The organism is Mycobacterium sp. NTMscope_Eco_3, assembly GCF_976985685.1.
In genome coordinates this window covers 5,277,007-5,293,053 of sequence record NZ_CDRJYZ010000001.1, presented here as the reverse complement: position 1 = coordinate 5,293,053, position 16,047 = coordinate 5,277,007, and the positions used below count along the sequence as shown (strand labels likewise).

The following is a 16,047-nucleotide window of genomic DNA, read 5'->3' as shown; positions in this document are numbered from 1 at the left end:
ACGAAACATGTTGCAGCGCAACGATAAACATAGCCAGAAAGGCCGATTGATGGCGTATTCCGCCGCGGACGAATCGTTCACCCACCAGCTGCCGAGCACGTTCGACCAGGTGCACAACACCGATCCGACGTGGTCGGATCGGTGTTACTTCTTCGCCGCATCACCGGACGGCACCATGCTGCTGGCCAGCGGCTACGGCAACAACCCCAACACCGGCAGCGGATTGGGCTACGTCAAGGTCAGCCTCGCCGACGGCCGGCACTGGGACCTGCTGTCCGGGCGGCCCGTCACCGGCGGGGACCGCGATGACCTGAGCGCCGGACCGATGCGCTGGACCTGCATCGAGCCGCTCAAGAAGTGGCGACTGGACGTCGAACCCAACAACTCCGGAATCGAGTGGGAGCTCTACTACGAACCCAGCGCCCCGATGTGGGAGCTGTTGCCCATGAAGGTGCGCGGCAAGGACGGTCAGATGTTGGCCGACATGTACCACATGAAAGAACCCGGGCGATGGAGCGGCTGGGTGACGATCGACGGCGAACGCATCAGCGTCGACGGCTTTCACGGCGGCCGCGACCGCACCTTCGGCGTGCGGGTCTCGGACAAGATCGACTTCTGGTTGTGGCTCGACGCCGGGTTCGACGACCATGCCATCGAAGCGTGGATCATCGAATCTGCTGACGGCACAGTGCATTACGTCGACGGGGGCATCACCTACGCGGATGGGAGGCTGTCGAAACGATTCGTCAAGATCGAGCACGACGTCGAATTCGACGGCGCCCGCAAGCGACCCACCCGCGCGGTGCTCGTGTTCACCGACGAAGACGGACGGGCCCATCGTGTCATCGCCGAGGCGCCCCACCAGCACGTCAACGCCTACTACGGGCTGCCGATGGCGCACTGCCAATACGAAGACCTGGGCGGCGGCGCCTACTTCATCCACTTCGCCTGGGACAGCAGCCATCCCGAGCAGCTGTCCGAGACCGAGAGCAAATCGATGGCGCTCGACCAGCTGATGCGATTCGAGCGCGACGGCGACACCGGTTGGGGCATCTTCGAATTGCTGCTGGGAGGCCAGGGCTATACCCGCTACCCCAACTGGACGGCGATGGACATGTCCGCGTTCACCCAGGACAAGACCCCGGTCGATCGCTTGCAGAAAGACGGCGAAGGGGCTCGGCGGTGACGCTGGGGGCCGATCTGGAACGGCGGCTGGGCGATTGGGTGCGCGCCCAGGTGCCCGATGCCGATGACCTCCGCCTCGAGGGCATCGATCGGGTGAGCTTCGGGCACTCGGCCGAGATGATGACGCTGCGCGTCGTCACCCGGCGCGCCGGCCAGGACGACCGGCGAGACGTGGTGTTGCGGCTGCGACCCCGGCCGCCCGCGCTGCTGGAGCCCTACGACCTCGCCCGCCAGTTCGCGATCCTGCGCGCGTTGGCCGAGACGCCGGTCCGGGTCCCGCCGGCGCTGTGGCTCGAACCGACCGGCGAGGTGCTCGGTCGGCCGTTCTTCGTGATGGAGCGGGTCGCCGGCGAGGTGTACGAAATGGAGCCGCCGGCCGGCGCCGCCGACGACACGGTGGTCCGGATGTGCCGGAGCCTGGTCGAACAACTGGCCGCCATCCACGCCGTCGACCTCTCCCGCACCGGGCTGCACGCCCTGGACGACGGCGCCAACCACCTGGACCGCGAACTGGGCCACTGGGCCGCGGAGATGAACCGGGTCAAGCGCGGCCGCCTGCCCGCGCTGGAGCGCCTCCATCGGGCCCTGCTCGCCGGCAAGCCCGACCCGTGCCCGAGGGTCACGCTCGTGCACGGCGACGCGAAGCCGGGCAACTTCGCCTTCATCGCCGGTGAGGTGAGCGCCGTCTTCGATTGGGAGATGACGACCATCGGCGACCCGCTCACCGACATCGGCTGGCTCGAGATGCTGTGGATGCAGCCCGTCGGGATCAACAGCCATCCCGCGGCCCCGGCCATCGATGCCCTGCTGGCGCACTACGAGTCGGCCAGTGGGATCAAGGTCGCCAACCGGCCCTGGTACCGGGCGTTCAACGCCTACAAGATGGCCGTCATCTGCCTCATCGGCGCGATGCTCGTCGAGGACGGCCACAGCGACGATCAAAAGCTCGCGCTCGCCGCCTACGGGACCTCGTTGCTGACCAAGGCCGGGCTCACCGAGCTGGGAATCGACGAGCCCGTCGACGACGGGCCGGTGCTGGCGCGCGAAGACCGCCTTGCGCAGGTGCTGGCCGGGTAGGCGGCGCGGGCGTTCAGGCGTTGCAGGCGGACCGGGTCAGGTTGGCCCAGGTCAAGGTGACGCGGGTGCCCTGCGGAGTGCGGTCGATGGCCGCTTCGTCGGCGAGCGCCTCCATCAACGGGATGCCGCGGCCACGCATCTGCCGGTGGCGCTGCGCCGGCATCTTCTGCCGCCACCGGCCGCGATCATCGACGGTCATGGCGAGGGTGTCGGCGGCGCCGTCGTAGGCCGCTCTGATGTCGACCGTCCCGCGCTGCGTCGCGTCGACGTAAGCGAACTCCGCAGCATTGGCGATCGCTTCGTTCACCGCCAGGAGCAGATCGCTGAAGCGGTCGTCACACAGCGTGAAATACCGGCTCAGCCACGCTGCGAACTCGGCGCGGGCCCGGGCGGCGCTGCGCGCGTCGGCCGCCACGCGCGTGCGCACGAACAGGGTGCGGTCATCGACGTTCGACGCGTGATGAGGCTGATCAGAGCGACCCATCGTCCCCAGGTGTGTCCGCACGCTAGTCGAGGCTCATTCCCCGGCGAGACCGCTCAGCGCGCCGTCGAGGCTGCTGTACAGCGCGAGCACGCTGTCAATCCCCATCAGCTTGATCGGCCTGCTCGTGGCCGAGCCGTTGGCGACGACCGCGAACTTCGTCGGCGGTTCGACCTCTGCTTTCGCGGTCACCAGCACGGTCATTCCCGCCGAGGCCAGGAAACCGACCTTGGACAGATCGACGATGAGCGCCGCGGGTTTGGTGGCCAGCGCGGTCTGGATGGCGTCGGCCAGGTGTGGGGCGCTCAGCATGTCCACTTCGCCCGAGACGGTGAGCACGACCGCCTGATCTACCTGGTGTTTGCCCACTTCAAAAGCGGTTGGATCGACGACATCGCCGGATTGTTCGCCCATGGTCCATCACTCACATTCGGTCCCGTGCGGGACACCGCTAGCTCTCGTACAGCCACTGCCAAATCCGGGGGCTGCTGATTCAACCCCTCGGGAACACGCTTGCCCACGGGGGAGATCCACCCCGTCGATCTGCGCTGCTAAGTGCAGATACAGCTACAAGTGTTTGGTCAATGGTAGGACACGCGGCGATCCCGCCTCAAAATGCTGCACGATTCCCGCCGCGCGGGCGGTCCGCGACGGCCTGTCTGCTCCGGTTGGGGCTGGCCGAATATGATCGGCACGATTCAGGCTTGAGCGCGGCGGCCTCCCCGGCCGGGTGCGCCCATTACGAGGGAGTGAAGAGTTCAATGTCGAACCAGCAGCAAGCGGACCGGATGACGTCGGGCAAGGGGTTCATCGCGGCGCTCGACCAGAGCGGCGGCTCGACGCCCAAGGCGCTGCGCCTGTACGGCATCCAGGACAGCGCGTACTCCTCCGACAAGGAGATGTTCGACCTCATCCACGAGATGCGTTCGCGGATCATCACCGCCCCGTCGTTCACCGGTGAGCGGGTGCTGGCGGCGATCCTGTTCGAACAGACCATGGACCGCGAGATCGAGGGCAAGCCGTCGACCACCTACCTGTGGGAGACCAAGGGTGTGGTGCCGATCCTCAAGATCGACAAGGGGCTCGCGGACGCGGCCGACGACGTCCAGCTGATGAAGCCGATGCCGGGGCTCGACGAACTGCTGGAGCGGGCCGTGGGCAAGGGCGTGTTCGGCACCAAGGAACGGTCGGTGATCGGCGGCGCCAATGCCGAGGGCATCGCCGCCGTGGTCGCCCAGCAATTCGAGGTCGCCCGCCAGGTTCTCTCGCACGGGCTGGTGCCGATCATCGAGCCCGAGGTCACCATCTCGATCTCGGACAAGGCCGAGGCCGAGAGCATCCTGCGCGACGAGATCACCAAGCAGCTCGCCGGCGTGCCCGACGGGCAGCGCGTGATGCTCAAGCTGAGCCTGCCCACCGAGGCCAACTACTACCGTCCGCTGATCGAACACCCGAAGGTGATGCGGGTGGTCGCGCTCTCCGGTGGCTACTCGCGCGAGGAGGCCAACGAGCTGCTGGCCAAGAACACCGGCCTGATCGCCAGCTTCAGCCGCGCGCTCACCGAGGGGCTCTCCGTCGACCAGTCCGACGAGCAGTTCAACACCACGCTGGACAAGGCGATCCAGTCGATCTACGACGCCTCGATCGCGGGCTGACTATCCCGATGGCGGCGACCCGCTAGTAGCGGTGCCGGGCCATGCGCGGCGGGCCCTGCCCGCTGTCGCCTTCGTCGGACACCAGCGCGGGCACCATCTCGCTGGTGACCAAGCCCTCGCGACTGGTCAATTCGTCGATGACGTCGAAGGATTCGGCGATGCTGGCCGGGGTGTCGATCACGATGGTGACCACGGGCACCCGGCGAGTCAGCGAGAACAGCTTGTCTCCATGGGGCGGGTGATCGCCGTGAAAACCCCACACACCGCGCAGGACGGTGGCGCCGTCCGCGGTTTTGGCCTGGCGCAGCCGCTGCACGATGGCCCGGTGAATCGGCACGCCGCCGTGGTGCGCCGATTCGGAGGTGTAGATCGTCAACTTCTGCCACAGCGGCAGGCCGTGTTCGTCGACCCCGGGCAGGGCGTGCGGCCGTTCCAGGAGTTCGCCGTCGCGCTTGCAGACGCGGACGCGTTCCAGGGTGAATATGGGCGTGCGCAGCAGCCCGGCGAGTTCCGGCAACACCCGGCCGATGCGCTCGCCGGAGCCGACGACGAGGATCATCATCGGAACGTCAGCGTTGCGGCCAAAGAAGTTGGCGCGCTGGCGTTCTCCGTGCGCGACACCGTCCACGCCCAACAGCACCGCGGCGCCGGCGAGGCCGCGCCGATGCATCAAATCGCAGAGCGCGATGTAGGCCGGCGCCCCGTTGACGCGTTGCTTGCGGCCAACATAGATCGTCAATTTGACGGCGTCGCCCGGGTCATCGGGTAGTTGCGGGGAACCGATGTCGTCTTGCAGGAGCCGCGCACGCTCCAAGGTGACGAGGCCGCGTTGTTTGATCGTCAGCACGGGGTCGAGCAGGGGCTCCATCTTCGTTCTGGTGTCGACCGCGACGATCACGACGGGCGGATCTTCGGACAGCGTCAACGACTGATCTGTGCGAAAGTGGCGCATGGTGCCGAAGCCGCTGATTCCGCGCAGCACCACGCTAGTAGCAATGCGGTGCTGCTCGTAGAGACCGAGCAGCACGTCGGAGACAAAACCATCGCCGGTCCGCCGGCGCTCCGCGAGATAGGTGGTGAGCTTCAGGCAGTCGTCATCCACCGCCGCACCTCAAGTATTGGTACACAAGAGCTTTCATGTCGCCATCGACGGGGACATCGCCCGGTCCCATCATTGCCCAGATACTACGCCCCGGAGCGGGGACGCAATCGACAACCGCGGTGGGACTCGCGAACGGTTCCTGGGTGATCGGGATTCAGGAGAACCGTTATGCCTCTGATGTTTCGGGCGTTTCGGCGAGCGGGATGTGGGATTCGCGCGGTTGAGTCGTTCTAACTGGGCACCGGAGGCTACGCTGGGCGTCGCGGCGATGGATCTCCGCCGGGATGACGTTCAGCATCCGAACCGCCCACACGGGTTGATGGCTCCTACCGATCGAAAGTGGAGCCATGCCCATCAGCGGTGTCGACAACCGGCTCGCCCGCAGCGAGGCAGGCCCGCACGTCGATTTCTCCGGCCGCAAGCTCCAATGACCCGCGCGAGCGCCGACGAACGCTGGTTGACGCCGGGCGTCGGCGCCGTCGGCGCGACGAGCTTCTTCTCCGACTCCGGCCACGAAATCACGACCGCGCTGCTGCCGACCTTCCTGACCAGCACGTTGCACGGCTCCGCGGCGGCCCTGGGCATCATCGACGGCTTCAGCGACGCGCTGGTCGGCGTGATGCAGCTCGTGGGCGGGCCGTTGGCCAACGATCCGCGTAAGCGCGCACGCACCGCATCCGGTGGCTACCTCGGCACCGCCCTTGCCACGGGCGCCATCGGGCTCGCGGCCATGGTGTGGCAGGCGGGAGTGTTGCGTGCGCTGGCATGGGCGTCGCGTGGGTTGCGGTCACCCTCGCGCGACGCGTTGCTGGCATCCCTCACGCCGACCTCGGCCCACGGCCGAGCGTTCGGCCTGGAGCGCGCGGGTGACAACCTGGGCCCGGTGTCCGACCAGCTGTAGCGGCTGTGCCCGCCGTCGGAGGGATGGGAGGCGAGGAATTCGCGCATCTTCTGCTCGGTGCCGGGCCGCGGCTCCGTCAGCCGCCGATGAGTGCTTCCACGATGAGCCGGGTGGTCCGTTCCGCCCGCCGCCGGGAGTAGGGCTGCGCGCCCGACAGGATCGGATACACCACGCCGCCGACGATGGCGTCCGCGGCCGATTCGGCGGTCGCCTCGTCGATGCCGTCGGCGAGCAACCGGGCCCGCACGCTATCGTGCAGCGGCGCACTGAATCCCGCGCGCAGTTTGACGGCGGTGTCCTCGTGTTCCATGCAGGCGACGGTCAGGGTGCGCAGCATGGCCGAGCCCCGCGGTGTCGTCAGGCTGGTGAACAGCTTGCCGACCCACGCCACGAGATCGGCCGCCAGATCGCCGCTGTGGCTGACCGACGCGAGCAGCCTGTCGGCGTCTTCCAGCATGACGTCGGCGACCAGCGCGGGACGGGTGGGCCACCAGCGGTAGATCGTCTGCTTGCCCACGCCGGCGCGGGCGGCGACCGCCTCGATGGTCAGACCGTCGAACCCGCGCTCGAGGAGCAGTTCGCGCGTGGCGGTGACGATCGCCGTGCGGGACTTCTCGCTGCGACGCCGGGGCGAGTTCGCCGGCGTGCCCACCTCGGTGAGATCGCTTGGCATCTGGTGGTCCTCACTGCTGCGCAGGCCAGCTTTACATATCCTGACTACCCCCGGTAGTCTGCCACAAGACGAGACGGTCCGTCTTGTCAGACTCGCAATAGGAGCCGGAAGGGTAGCAGTCAGTGCGGCCAACGTCAGTCACTTTGCGGCCGCCCTCATGACCCTGGGACTGAGCCCGGAACAACAGGACCTTTGCGACGCCGTCGAGCAGTTCGCCGCCCGGAATGCGCCCATCGCCGCGACGCGCGACAGCTTCGATGAGCTCGCGGCGGGCCGCCTCCCCGCATGGTGGGATGCGCTGGTCGCCAACGGGTTTCATGCCGTGCACCTCCCGGAGGACCTCGGCGGCCAGGGCGGACGGCTGATCGACGCCGCATGCGTGCTGGAGTCGGCGGGTAAGTCGCTGTTGCCCGGTCCGCTGCTGCCGACGGTGGCCGCCGGTGCGGTCGCGTTGCTCGCCGATCCGACACCGGGCGCGCAATCACTGGTGCGTGACCTTGCGGCCGGGGTCACCGCCGCCGTGGTGCTTCCGGGTGACGGCGACCTGCACGCGCGGGCCGAGGACGGGCGGTGGGTTCTCGGCGGCGCGTCGGAGGTCACCACGGGCGTGTGCGCGGCGCGGATCATCCTCGTCGGCGCGCGGACCCGGGACGGCGACGTCGTCTGGGTGCCGGTCGACACCCAAAAGCCCACGGTGACAGTCGAACCCGTCTCGGGCACGGACCTGGTCGGCGATGCAGGGATCGTGCGCCTCGACGACTACACCGCGACGGAAGCCGAGATGCTCACCGGCATCGACCCCGAGCGCGCACGCTGCGTGCTCGTGGGATTCGTCGCCAGCGTGACGGCCGGCATCGTCCAGTGGTGTGTGCAGGCCGCTACCGCCCACCTGCGCAGCCGCGAACAATTCGGCAAGGTGATCGGTACCTTCCAGGCGTTACAGCACAGTGCGGCAATGCTGTTGGTCAACAGCGAGTTGGCCACCGCGGCGGCCTGGGACGCGGTGCGCGCCGTCGACGAAGCACTCGACCAGCACCGGATGGCCGCCGCCGGCGCGGCCGTGATCGCCATCTCGCCGGCCCCGGATCTGGTGCTCGACGCGTTGACGATGCTCGGCGCCATCGGCTTCACCTGGGAACACGACGTGCACCTGTACTGGCGGCGGGCCATCAGCTTGGCGGGATCGATCGGTCCGGCGAATCGCTGGGCGCGCCGGCTCGGGGAGCTCACCTGCACCCAGACGCGCGACATGTCGGTGAATCTCGGTGGCGCGGAACCCGAATTCCGATCCTGGGTGGCCGAGAAGCTCGATGCGGCCCTGCAGTTGCGCAACGATAAGCCCGCACCGCACGGCGATTATGAGCACCTCGCCACCGGGCCGCAACGCACGTTGATCGCCGACGCCGGCCTCATGGCGCCGCACTGGCCGGCGCCGTGGGGGGTCGATGCGGATCCGTTGAAACAGCTGATCATCGACGAGGAGTTCGCCAAGCGGCCCGCGCTTGTTCGGCCCTCGCTGAACATCGCCGAATGGATCCTGCCCTCGGTGTTGGCCGCCGCGCCAAAAGACCTGCAGGAGCGGCTCATCCCGGCGACGCAGCGCGGCGACATCCTGTGGTGCCAGCTGTTCAGCGAGCCGGGAGCCGGCTCCGACCTCGCGTCGCTGGCCACCCGCGCGACCAAGGTCGATGGCGGCTGGCGGATCAACGGCCACAAGATCTGGACGTCGTTGGCCCAATACGCCGACCTGGGTGCGCTACTCGCGCGCACCGACCCCGAAGCCAGCAAGCACCGCGGGATCGGCTACTTCATCCTCGACATGCGCTCCCCCGGGGTGGAGATCCAGCCGATCAAGACGGCGACCGGGCAGGCACACTTCAACGAGGTGTTCCTCAATGACGTCTTTGTTCCGGACGAGATGCTGCTGGGTGGCCCGACCGACGGCTGGAACCTGGCGATCGCCACGATGGCCGAAGAGCGTTCGGCCATCGGCGGATACGTCAAGTTCGACCGCGCCGTCGCACTGCGCCGGCTCGCCGCGCAACCCGGTCCCGACCGCGACGACGCGTTGCGTGCGCTCGGCGAGCTCGACGCCTACACCAACGCGATCAGGGCGCTCGGGGTGCGGGAAACCATTCGGCTACTCGACGGGCAGGCGTCCGGCCCGGCGTCCAGCATCGCCAAGGTCGCGATGAATGTGCTGCTGCGGCGCACCTTCCAGGCCACGCTGCAGCTCACCGGGCAGGTCGCGATGGTCGACGACGCCGACAGCGCGGTCGTGGAACCGTATCTGCATCTGCCGGCCGAGCTCATCGGCGGGGGGACCAGGGAGATTCAGCTCAACATCATCGCCCAAATGATCCTCGGACTACCCCGAAAGTAGGACAGCTCATGGGATTACGTGGCGAGGCCGCGATCGTCGGGTACGTCGAACTTCCATCCGAACGCATGACCAAGGCGTCACCCGCCCCCTTCGTCATCGAACAATGGGCGGAACTCGGCGCCGCCGCACTCGCCGATGCGGGGCTGCCTTTCGACGTCGTCGACGGCATCGTGGCGTCACACCTGGCCGAGTCGGAGATCTTCGTCCCCTCCACCATCGCCGAATACCTCGGGGTGGGAGCGAGGTTCGCCGAACACGTGGACCTGGGCGGCGCCAGCGCCGCGGCCATGGTGTGGCGGGCCGCCGCCGCCGTCGAGCTCGGCATCTGCGACGCGGTGCTGTGCGCGCTGCCCGCCCGGTACATCACCCCGATGTCACCGATGAAACCCAGATCGCTCGGCGACGCATTGTATTTCGGGTCGTCGAGCAACCAATACGGCTCTCCCCAGGCCGAATTCGAGATCCCGTACGGAAACCTCGGCCAGAACGGCCCGTATGGCCAGGTGGCCCAACGCTATGCGGCGGTCTATGGCTACGACGAGCGGGCGATGGCCAAGATCGTCGTCGACCAGCGCACCAACGCCAACCACACCGAAGGCGCGATCTGGAAGGACAAGCCGCTGACCGTCGATGACGTCCTGGCCAGCCCGGTCATCGCCGACCCGCTGCACATGCTGGAGATCGTCATGCCGTGCGTGGGGGGCGCCGCCGTCGTGGTCGCCAACGCGGACCTCGCCAAGCGCTCACGCAATCGACCGGTGTGGATCAAGGGATTTGGCGAACACGTGCCGTTCAAGACGCCGACCTACGCCGAGGACCTGCTGCATACCCCGATCGCCGCCGCCGCCGACACGGCGTTCGCCATGACGGGCCTGACCCGGGACCAGATGGACATGGTCTCGATCTACGACTGCTACACCATCACCGTGCTGCTCTCGCTCGAGGATGCCGGTTTCTGCGAGAAGGGCAAGGGGATGGAATTCGTCGCCGGCCACGACCTCACCTTCCGCGGCGACTTCCCGCTCAATACCGCCGGCGGCCAATTGGGCTTCGGCCAGGCGGGTTTGGCCGGCGGCATGCATCACGTCTGCGACGCCACCCGCCAGATCATGGGCCGCGCCGGGGCGGCGCAGGTCGCCGACTGCCACCGCGCCTTCGTGTCCGGCAACGGCGGGATCCTGTCAGAGCAGACCACGCTCATCCTCGAGGGGGACTGATCACCCATGACCAGCTTCGAGCGGCCGATGCCCGTCAAAACCCCGACCAGCGCGCCGTTTTGGGACGCGCTCGCGCAGCACCGCATCGTCATCCAGTATTCGCCGTCGCTGCAGGCGTATGTGTTCTATCCGCGGGTGCGCGCGCCGCGCACCCTGGCCGACGACCTGGAATGGCGCGAGATCTCCGGGATGGGGACGCTGTACTCCTACACCGTGGCCCACCGGCCGGTCAGCCCGCACTTCGCCGATGCCGTGCCGCAGCTGCTCGCCATCGTCGAATGGGACGAGGGGCCAAGGTTTTCCACTGAGATGGTCAACGTGGACCCGGCCGACCTCCGGGTGGGGATGCGGGTGAAACCGGTGTTTTGCGACTACCCGGAACACGACGTCACGCTGCTGCGTTACGCGCCGGCCGACTGACGCTCAGGTCGACGCCCGCACCACGAGGTGGGCGATGTCAGTCAGCTCGGGGGAGGGCGGGGCGGGTTGCCCCAGCCGATCGAAGACGGCGGCAAGCGCGGCGTCGGCTACCGCGCAGGGATCGAATTGAACGGTGGTCAGCGGCGGGGTGCTGACCATGCCCATGGGGCTGGCGTCGACGCCCATCACCGCGAGGTCGCTGGGACAGCGCAGCCGCGCTTGGTGGATGCCGTAGAGCACGAGGCAAGCTATCTCGTCGCTTTGGGCGCAGACGGCGGTTACGCCGTCGCCCACCCATCCGGTGACGACGTCGGCGGCGTTGTCGAGGGTGACATGGTCGACTCGCACGGGCGGGAGGCCGCGCGCCTGCGCGGCCCGCGAAACCCCTTCGAACCAGTAGTCGCCCAATGGTTTCCATCGGTCGATCCCGGTGTAGGCGAAGGCGATTCGCCGATGGCCCCGCTCGATGAGGTGCGCGACGCGCATCTCGCCGACCGAAAGGTGCGGGTTGTTGAGTGCGGGCAGGGTCCCGATCTCGATGTGCGGGATGCCGGCCTGGGCCACCGCCTCGCGGGCGGCCGGACTCAGCGGAAACAGGCTGGTGATCGCGACGGGGTCCAGGTTTGCGATCGCATCGACGACATGATGGTCGTCGTCGGTCTCGAAAATCTGTACCTGCAGCAACCCTTGGCGTGCCAGTGCTGTGGTCATGCGGCTGCCGGCCTGCATCGGCATCTCGCCCACCGCCACGTGCGGCACCACGTAGAGCACCACACCGCTTTTGCCGCGCGCGAGATTGCGGGCGGCGAGGTTGGGCCGATAACCCAGCAGTTTGGCCGCGCGGTAGACGGCGTCGCGGGTTTCGGGGGAGATCCGGCGGCCCTGCGCGTTGTTCAGCACATAGCTGACCGTGGCGGTCGACACGCTGGCCAACCGGGCCACGTCCGCGGTGGTCGGACGCGCCGCCTTGTTGGTGCTCAACTTCCGTTTACCTTCCGCGCCCGGTCATGCCCCATGGTGGCATGCGACACCCGTCGGCACCGCAGGATGCCGTGCGGTGGCGCTGCTTTGTGTGGACTATTAGTCCATGGTCTTCGGACGCGTTGAGCCGAGCGCCCGGGGCCTGGACGGGACGCACGTCGGCGCGCGTGCGCCGTTGCCATGCAGTGAAAGCCGCTGGCGGGGCCCACCCCGTCAAGCGCGTCGCGGGCGGTTGACACTGTGACGAACACCATTATCTACTAGTCGCTATAAGTCGACCGAGGAGCGCGGCATGGACAAGGACGATCTGATCCTGATCAGCGTGGACGATCACATCGCCGAGCCGGCCGACATGTTCGACGCGCACGTTCCCGCCAAGTACAAGGACCGCGCCCCGCGGGTGGTCCTGGAACCCGACGGCATCCAGCAGTGGTACTACGGCGAGGTCCGCGGCCGAAACATGGGCCTGAACGCCGTGGCCGGCAAGCCCCGCGAGATGTACAACATCGACGCCTCGCGCTACGACGAGATGCGGCCCGGCTGCTTCAACGTCGACGAGCGGATCCGCGACATGAACGCCGGCGGCCAGCTGGCAGGGTTGAACTTTCCGAATTTCACCGGATTCTCCGGCCAGGTCCTCAACCAGGGTCCCGACCGCGAGGTGAATCTGGTGATGATCAAGGCCTACAACGACTGGCACGTCGACGAATGGTGCGGGGCTTATCCGGGCCGGTTCATCCCGTGCGGCATCCTGCCGCTATTCGATGTGGCCGAGGCCGCCAAGGAAGTCAAACGCCTGGCCGACAAGGGTTGTCACGCGGTGACGTTCTCGGAGAATCCGGAGGCGTTGCAGATGCCCAGCATTCACACCAAGTACTGGTATCCGCTTTTCGAGGCCGCGTGCGAGAACAAGACCGTGCTGTGCACTCACGTCGGCTCCGCCTCACGCTCTCCGCAGGTGTCGACGGACGCGCCGCCCAGCGTGCAGATGACGGCGTCGTCGATGATGAGCATGTTCACCTTCACCGAACTGATCTGGGCCGAATTCTGGGCGGACTTCCCGCAATTGAAGTTCTCGCTCACCGAGGGCGACGTGGGCTGGATACCCTACTTTCTCTGGCGCGCCGAGCACGTGTACAACCGCCATTCGGGGTGGACGCTGGCGACGTTCCCGCCCGGCTACAGTGGTCCCACCGATGTGTTCAAGCGGCACTTCTACACCTGCTTCATCAGCGACAAGGTGGGCGTACAGAACATGGGTTGGTTCAACGAGGACATGCTGTGCTGGGAGTCCGACTTCCCACACTCCGACAGCAACTGGCCGTTCGCACCCGAGGACGTCATCGCCACCATGGGCCACCTCGACGACCGGGTCATCGACAAGATCACCCACGAAAACGCCATGGCCGCATACTCATTCGACCCGTTCCGGCACATCCCGAAAGAGCAGGCGCGGGCCGGCGGGCTGCGCGCGCAGGCCACCGATGTCGACGTGGTCACCCACGTCGGCCGCCGGGCCAGCCAACGCGACCGGGACGCGTGGACCCGGATGACCCAGTTCGCCCTGCAGGCCGGAGCCACCGCGCCCGTGACGGCGGAGGTGGTCGGCATCGCCGGGCGCGCCACCACCCTGGGTAATTGAACGTGGCGGGTGCGGCGCCGTTTGCGGATTGGCGCGTGCTGGAGCTGTGCAACGGTCTGGCGGTGTCCTACTGCGGCAAGATGTTCGCCGACGCCGGCGCCGAGGTGGTGAAAATTGAATCCCCACAGGGTGATTCGCTGCGCCGCTGGTCGGCGGGCAGGCCGTCCGGGGCGCTGTTCGGATATCTGGCCGCCGGCAAGAAGTCGGTGGTCAATCACGGCCAGGCCGAGGTCACGTCGCTGCTGGCCGGCGCCGACATCGTGCTCACCGACCTGACCGACGGCTGGACCCTCGACGGCATCACCGCGCACACCGCCGCGTCGGCGGTGGTGGTGGCCGTGACACCGTTCGGCACCGATGGTCCCTACGTCGACGACCACGTGGTGGCCAACGAATTCATCCTGCAGGCGTTATGCGGATCGATCGCCGGACGAGGCTGGCCGGGCGACGAGCCGGTACAGGCCGGCGGCCGGCTCGGCGAATGGCTGGCGGGCACGTTCGCCGCGGCGGCGGGTGCGGCCACGGCCCGGCACGCCGCACGCAGCGGCCGCGGCCAGGTCATCGACGTCTCGACGTACGAAGCCATGGTGATCGCCATGGGTGGCCTGTCCGCGATGTCGGCCAGCGTGCTGGGCGCCGATTCGCTGCTGCACGAACGCAGTCTGGAACTGCCGTCGATCGTGCCCACCGCCGATGGCATGGTCGGCTTCTGCACCATCACCGCGCAGCAGTTCCAAGATTTCCTGGTGATGATCGACCGCGCAGATCTCGTCGACGACGCCGAGCTGGCATCGTTTGCCGGACGGGTCGAGCGGCGCGACGAGTTCCTGGGCATGGTCACCGCATGGACGCGCAGCCGCACCACCCAGGAGATCGTCGACCTCGCCGTGGCGTTCCGGATTCCGGTGGCCCCCATCGCGTCTCCCGAGATGCTGCCCAAAGTGGACCACTTCGTGGAACGCGAAGTGTTCGTCGAATCGCGGGACGGGGTGCTGGCGCCGCGGGTGCCGTATCGCAGCGAGGCGATGGCGACCAGGCCACCCGGGCAGCCACCGGCGCTCGGTGCCGACAACGCAAGGCTGCACTGGCCTCCGAGACCCGAGCCGCCCCGCGGCACCGTCCCCGACGCCCTGCCGCTGTCCGACGTGCGCATCACCGACTTCACCGCGTTCTGGGCGGGCCCGGTCGCCACGCAACTGCTAGGAGCCCTGGGCGCCGACGTGATCAAGATCGAGGGCGTCCGGCGGCCCGACGGCATGCGGTTTTCCGCGGGCCGCCCGCCCGACTGGGAGCAATGGTGGGAGTGGGGCCCAGTCTTCCTGTGCAGCAACAACAACAAGCGCGGGATCAGCGTCGATCTGGGCACGGACGCCGGGCGTTCCGTCGCGCTGGACCTCATCGCCGCCAGCGATCTCGTCATCGAGAACTTCTCGCCCCGCGTGATGGCGAACTTCGGCCTGGAATGGGACGCGGTCCGCGCGGCCAACCCGCACGCCATCATGGTGCGGATGCCCGCCTTCGGCCTCGATGGCCCGTGGCGCGATCGTGTCGGCTTCGCGCAGACGATGGAGCAGGCCACCGGCATGGCGTGGATGACCGGCCACGCCGACGGCCCACCGGTGATCCCGCGCGGTGTGTGCGACCCGATCGCCGGCCTACACGCCGCCTTCGCCGCCGTGGCCGCACTGGCGATCCGCGACCGCGAGGGCGCCGGCATGCAGGTCGAATCGACCATGGTCGAGGCCGCGCTCAACGTGGCCGCCGAAATGCTGGTCGAATATTCCCGCAACGGGATCTCCTTGCGGCGCAACGGAAACCGTGGACCCGGCGCGGCCCCCCAGGGCGTGTACCGCTGCCGCGGCGACGACGACTGGGTCGCGCTCGCCGCGATGGACGACGCCGCGCGCGCGTCACTGGCCGGCCTCCTCAACCAGCCGGAGCTCACCGGCTGGGACGAGCGGGCCGACGACATCGACAAACTGATCTCCGCCTGGGCCGCGACGCGCTCGGTGACCCAAGCGGTCGACGCGCTGCGCGCCGCCGGGGTGGCCGCCGCGCGCGTCACCCCGGCCGCGGCGCTGCTCACCGATCCGCACCTGCACGCACGCGGCTTCTGGGAGACGGTCGACCATCCCGTCGCGGGCTCTTTCCTGTGCACCGGAATGCCTTTCGCGTTCCTGGACCGGCCGAGGCGCTGGATCCGGCGAGCAGCGCCGCTCTACGGCCAGCACACCGACGAGGTGCTCACCGACATCCTCGGACGCGGCGAAGAGGACCTGGCCGACTTGCGGCGCTCGGGGACCATCAGCGACCGGCCGGCGGGCCTGTGA

The 16,047-nt window shown here is 68.0% G+C and carries 14 protein-coding genes, 1 pseudogene and 1 riboswitch; of the genes and pseudogenes, 9 read left to right on the top strand and 6 right to left on the bottom strand.

The window, feature by feature from the left end; all coding sequences use genetic code 11:
- The first annotated feature begins 49 nt into the window (after positions 1–49).
- Both AC0KTM_RS24620 and AC0KTM_RS24615 read left to right on the top strand, forming a co-directional pair.
- Positions 50–1,186, top strand: coding sequence for an Rv3169 family protein (locus tag AC0KTM_RS24620; protein WP_225327961.1), 1,137 nt, complete (start codon positions 50–52; stop codon positions 1,184–1,186).
- Complete coding sequence (locus AC0KTM_RS24615) at positions 1,183–2,262, top strand: phosphotransferase family protein (RefSeq protein WP_225327960.1); 1,080 nt, start codon at positions 1,183–1,185, stop codon at positions 2,260–2,262. Before AC0KTM_RS24620 ends, AC0KTM_RS24615 begins: the two co-directional genes overlap by 4 nt.
- A 13-nt stretch (positions 2,263–2,275) precedes the next feature.
- Here the strand turns inward: AC0KTM_RS24615 and AC0KTM_RS24610 are convergent, their stop codons facing one another.
- Positions 2,276–2,746 carry an ATP-binding protein gene (locus AC0KTM_RS24610; RefSeq protein ID WP_225327991.1) on the bottom strand — a complete coding sequence of 157 codons (471 nt, stop codon included), beginning with the start codon at positions 2,744–2,746 and terminating at the stop codon, positions 2,276–2,278.
- A gap of 33 nt (positions 2,747–2,779) precedes the next feature.
- Positions 2,780–3,157, bottom strand: a complete 378-nt coding sequence (locus tag AC0KTM_RS24605) for an STAS domain-containing protein (RefSeq protein ID WP_225327959.1) — start codon at positions 3,155–3,157, stop codon at positions 2,780–2,782.
- A gap of 347 nt (positions 3,158–3,504) precedes the next feature.
- On the opposite strand from AC0KTM_RS24605, the gene AC0KTM_RS24600 reads away from it, so the two are divergent.
- Positions 3,505–4,398 (top strand): fructose bisphosphate aldolase, encoded by an 894-nt coding sequence (locus AC0KTM_RS24600; protein WP_225327958.1) that lies wholly within the window; start codon positions 3,505–3,507, stop codon positions 4,396–4,398.
- Positions 4,399–4,420: 22 nt separating this feature from the next.
- Here AC0KTM_RS24600 and AC0KTM_RS24595 read toward each other — a convergent pair whose 3' ends face one another.
- Positions 4,421–5,500: a DUF190 domain-containing protein gene (locus tag AC0KTM_RS24595; protein ID WP_472416928.1), complete on the bottom strand. Its 1,080-nt coding sequence runs from the start codon at positions 5,498–5,500 to the stop codon at positions 4,421–4,423.
- A 255-nt stretch (positions 5,501–5,755) separates the two neighbouring features.
- Positions 5,756–5,836: riboswitch (Fluoride riboswitch) on the top strand.
- On the opposite strand from AC0KTM_RS24595, the gene AC0KTM_RS24590 reads away from it, so the two are divergent.
- Positions 5,820–6,401 (top strand): MFS transporter, encoded by a 582-nt coding sequence (locus AC0KTM_RS24590; RefSeq protein WP_308011549.1) that lies wholly within the window; start codon positions 5,820–5,822, stop codon positions 6,399–6,401. (Overlaps the previous riboswitch by 17 nt.)
- Here AC0KTM_RS24590 and AC0KTM_RS24585 read toward each other — a convergent pair.
- Positions 6,353–6,475, bottom strand: a pseudogene (locus AC0KTM_RS24585) (sulfotransferase family protein); the annotation flags it as partial. The gene AC0KTM_RS24590 and the pseudogene AC0KTM_RS24585 sit on opposite strands and share 49 nt — an antisense overlap.
- A gap of 2 nt (positions 6,476–6,477) precedes the next feature.
- Complete coding sequence (locus AC0KTM_RS24580) at positions 6,478–7,074, bottom strand: TetR/AcrR family transcriptional regulator (RefSeq protein ID WP_225327955.1); 597 nt, start codon at positions 7,072–7,074, stop codon at positions 6,478–6,480.
- 157 nt (positions 7,075–7,231) lie between these two features.
- On the opposite strand from AC0KTM_RS24580, the gene AC0KTM_RS24575 reads away from it, so the two are divergent.
- The 3 genes from AC0KTM_RS24575 to AC0KTM_RS24565 are packed head-to-tail and all read left to right on the top strand — an operon-like array spanning position 7,232 to position 11,094.
- Positions 7,232–9,457 carry an acyl-CoA dehydrogenase gene (locus AC0KTM_RS24575; RefSeq protein ID WP_472416926.1) on the top strand — a complete coding sequence of 742 codons (2,226 nt, stop codon included), beginning with the start codon at positions 7,232–7,234 and terminating at the stop codon, positions 9,455–9,457.
- Positions 9,458–9,465: 8 nt separating this feature from the next.
- Positions 9,466–10,674 carry a thiolase family protein gene (locus tag AC0KTM_RS24570; RefSeq protein ID WP_238957217.1) on the top strand — a complete coding sequence of 403 codons (1,209 nt, stop codon included), beginning with the start codon at positions 9,466–9,468 and terminating at the stop codon, positions 10,672–10,674.
- Positions 10,675–10,680: 6 nt separating this feature from the next.
- Complete coding sequence (locus tag AC0KTM_RS24565) at positions 10,681–11,094, top strand: Zn-ribbon domain-containing OB-fold protein (RefSeq protein WP_238957216.1); 414 nt, start codon at positions 10,681–10,683, stop codon at positions 11,092–11,094.
- A 3-nt stretch (positions 11,095–11,097) separates the two neighbouring features.
- Here AC0KTM_RS24565 and AC0KTM_RS24560 read toward each other — a convergent pair whose 3' ends face one another.
- Positions 11,098–12,075 (bottom strand): LacI family DNA-binding transcriptional regulator, encoded by a 978-nt coding sequence (locus tag AC0KTM_RS24560; RefSeq protein WP_238957215.1) that lies wholly within the window; start codon positions 12,073–12,075, stop codon positions 11,098–11,100.
- A 292-nt stretch (positions 12,076–12,367) separates the two neighbouring features.
- Here AC0KTM_RS24560 and AC0KTM_RS24555 point away from each other — a divergent pair, with 292 nt between their 5' ends.
- Positions 12,368–13,717 (top strand): amidohydrolase family protein, encoded by a 1,350-nt coding sequence (locus AC0KTM_RS24555; RefSeq protein WP_238957214.1) that lies wholly within the window; start codon positions 12,368–12,370, stop codon positions 13,715–13,717.
- 2 nt (positions 13,718–13,719) lie between these two features.
- On the top strand, positions 13,720–16,047 hold the full coding sequence (locus tag AC0KTM_RS24550) for a CaiB/BaiF CoA-transferase family protein (RefSeq protein ID WP_238957425.1): 2,328 nt from the start codon (positions 13,720–13,722) through the stop codon (positions 16,045–16,047).

Bases quoted from the DNA above. Each gene is read 5' to 3' on its own strand.
- AC0KTM_RS24620 (WP_225327961.1), top strand. From the start codon at position 50: ATGGCGTATTCCGCCGCGGACGAATCGTTCACCCACCAGCTGCCGAGC.
- AC0KTM_RS24600 (WP_225327958.1), top strand. From the start codon at position 3,505: ATGTCGAACCAGCAGCAAGCGGACCGGATGACGTCGGGCAAGGGGTTC.
- AC0KTM_RS24590 (WP_308011549.1), top strand. From the start codon at position 5,820: ATGGCTCCTACCGATCGAAAGTGGAGCCATGCCCATCAGCGGTGTCGA.
- AC0KTM_RS24570 (WP_238957217.1), top strand. From the start codon at position 9,466: ATGGGATTACGTGGCGAGGCCGCGATCGTCGGGTACGTCGAACTTCCA.
- AC0KTM_RS24575 (WP_472416926.1), top strand. From the start codon at position 7,232: ATGACCCTGGGACTGAGCCCGGAACAACAGGACCTTTGCGACGCCGTC.
- AC0KTM_RS24555 (WP_238957214.1), top strand. From the start codon at position 12,368: ATGGACAAGGACGATCTGATCCTGATCAGCGTGGACGATCACATCGCC.
- AC0KTM_RS24580 (WP_225327955.1), bottom strand. From the start codon at position 7,074: ATGCCAAGCGATCTCACCGAGGTGGGCACGCCGGCGAACTCGCCCCGG.
- AC0KTM_RS24605 (WP_225327959.1), bottom strand. From the start codon at position 3,157: ATGGGCGAACAATCCGGCGATGTCGTCGATCCAACCGCTTTTGAAGTG.
- AC0KTM_RS24565 (WP_238957216.1), top strand. From the start codon at position 10,681: ATGACCAGCTTCGAGCGGCCGATGCCCGTCAAAACCCCGACCAGCGCG.
- AC0KTM_RS24610 (WP_225327991.1), bottom strand. From the start codon at position 2,746: ATGGGTCGCTCTGATCAGCCTCATCACGCGTCGAACGTCGATGACCGC.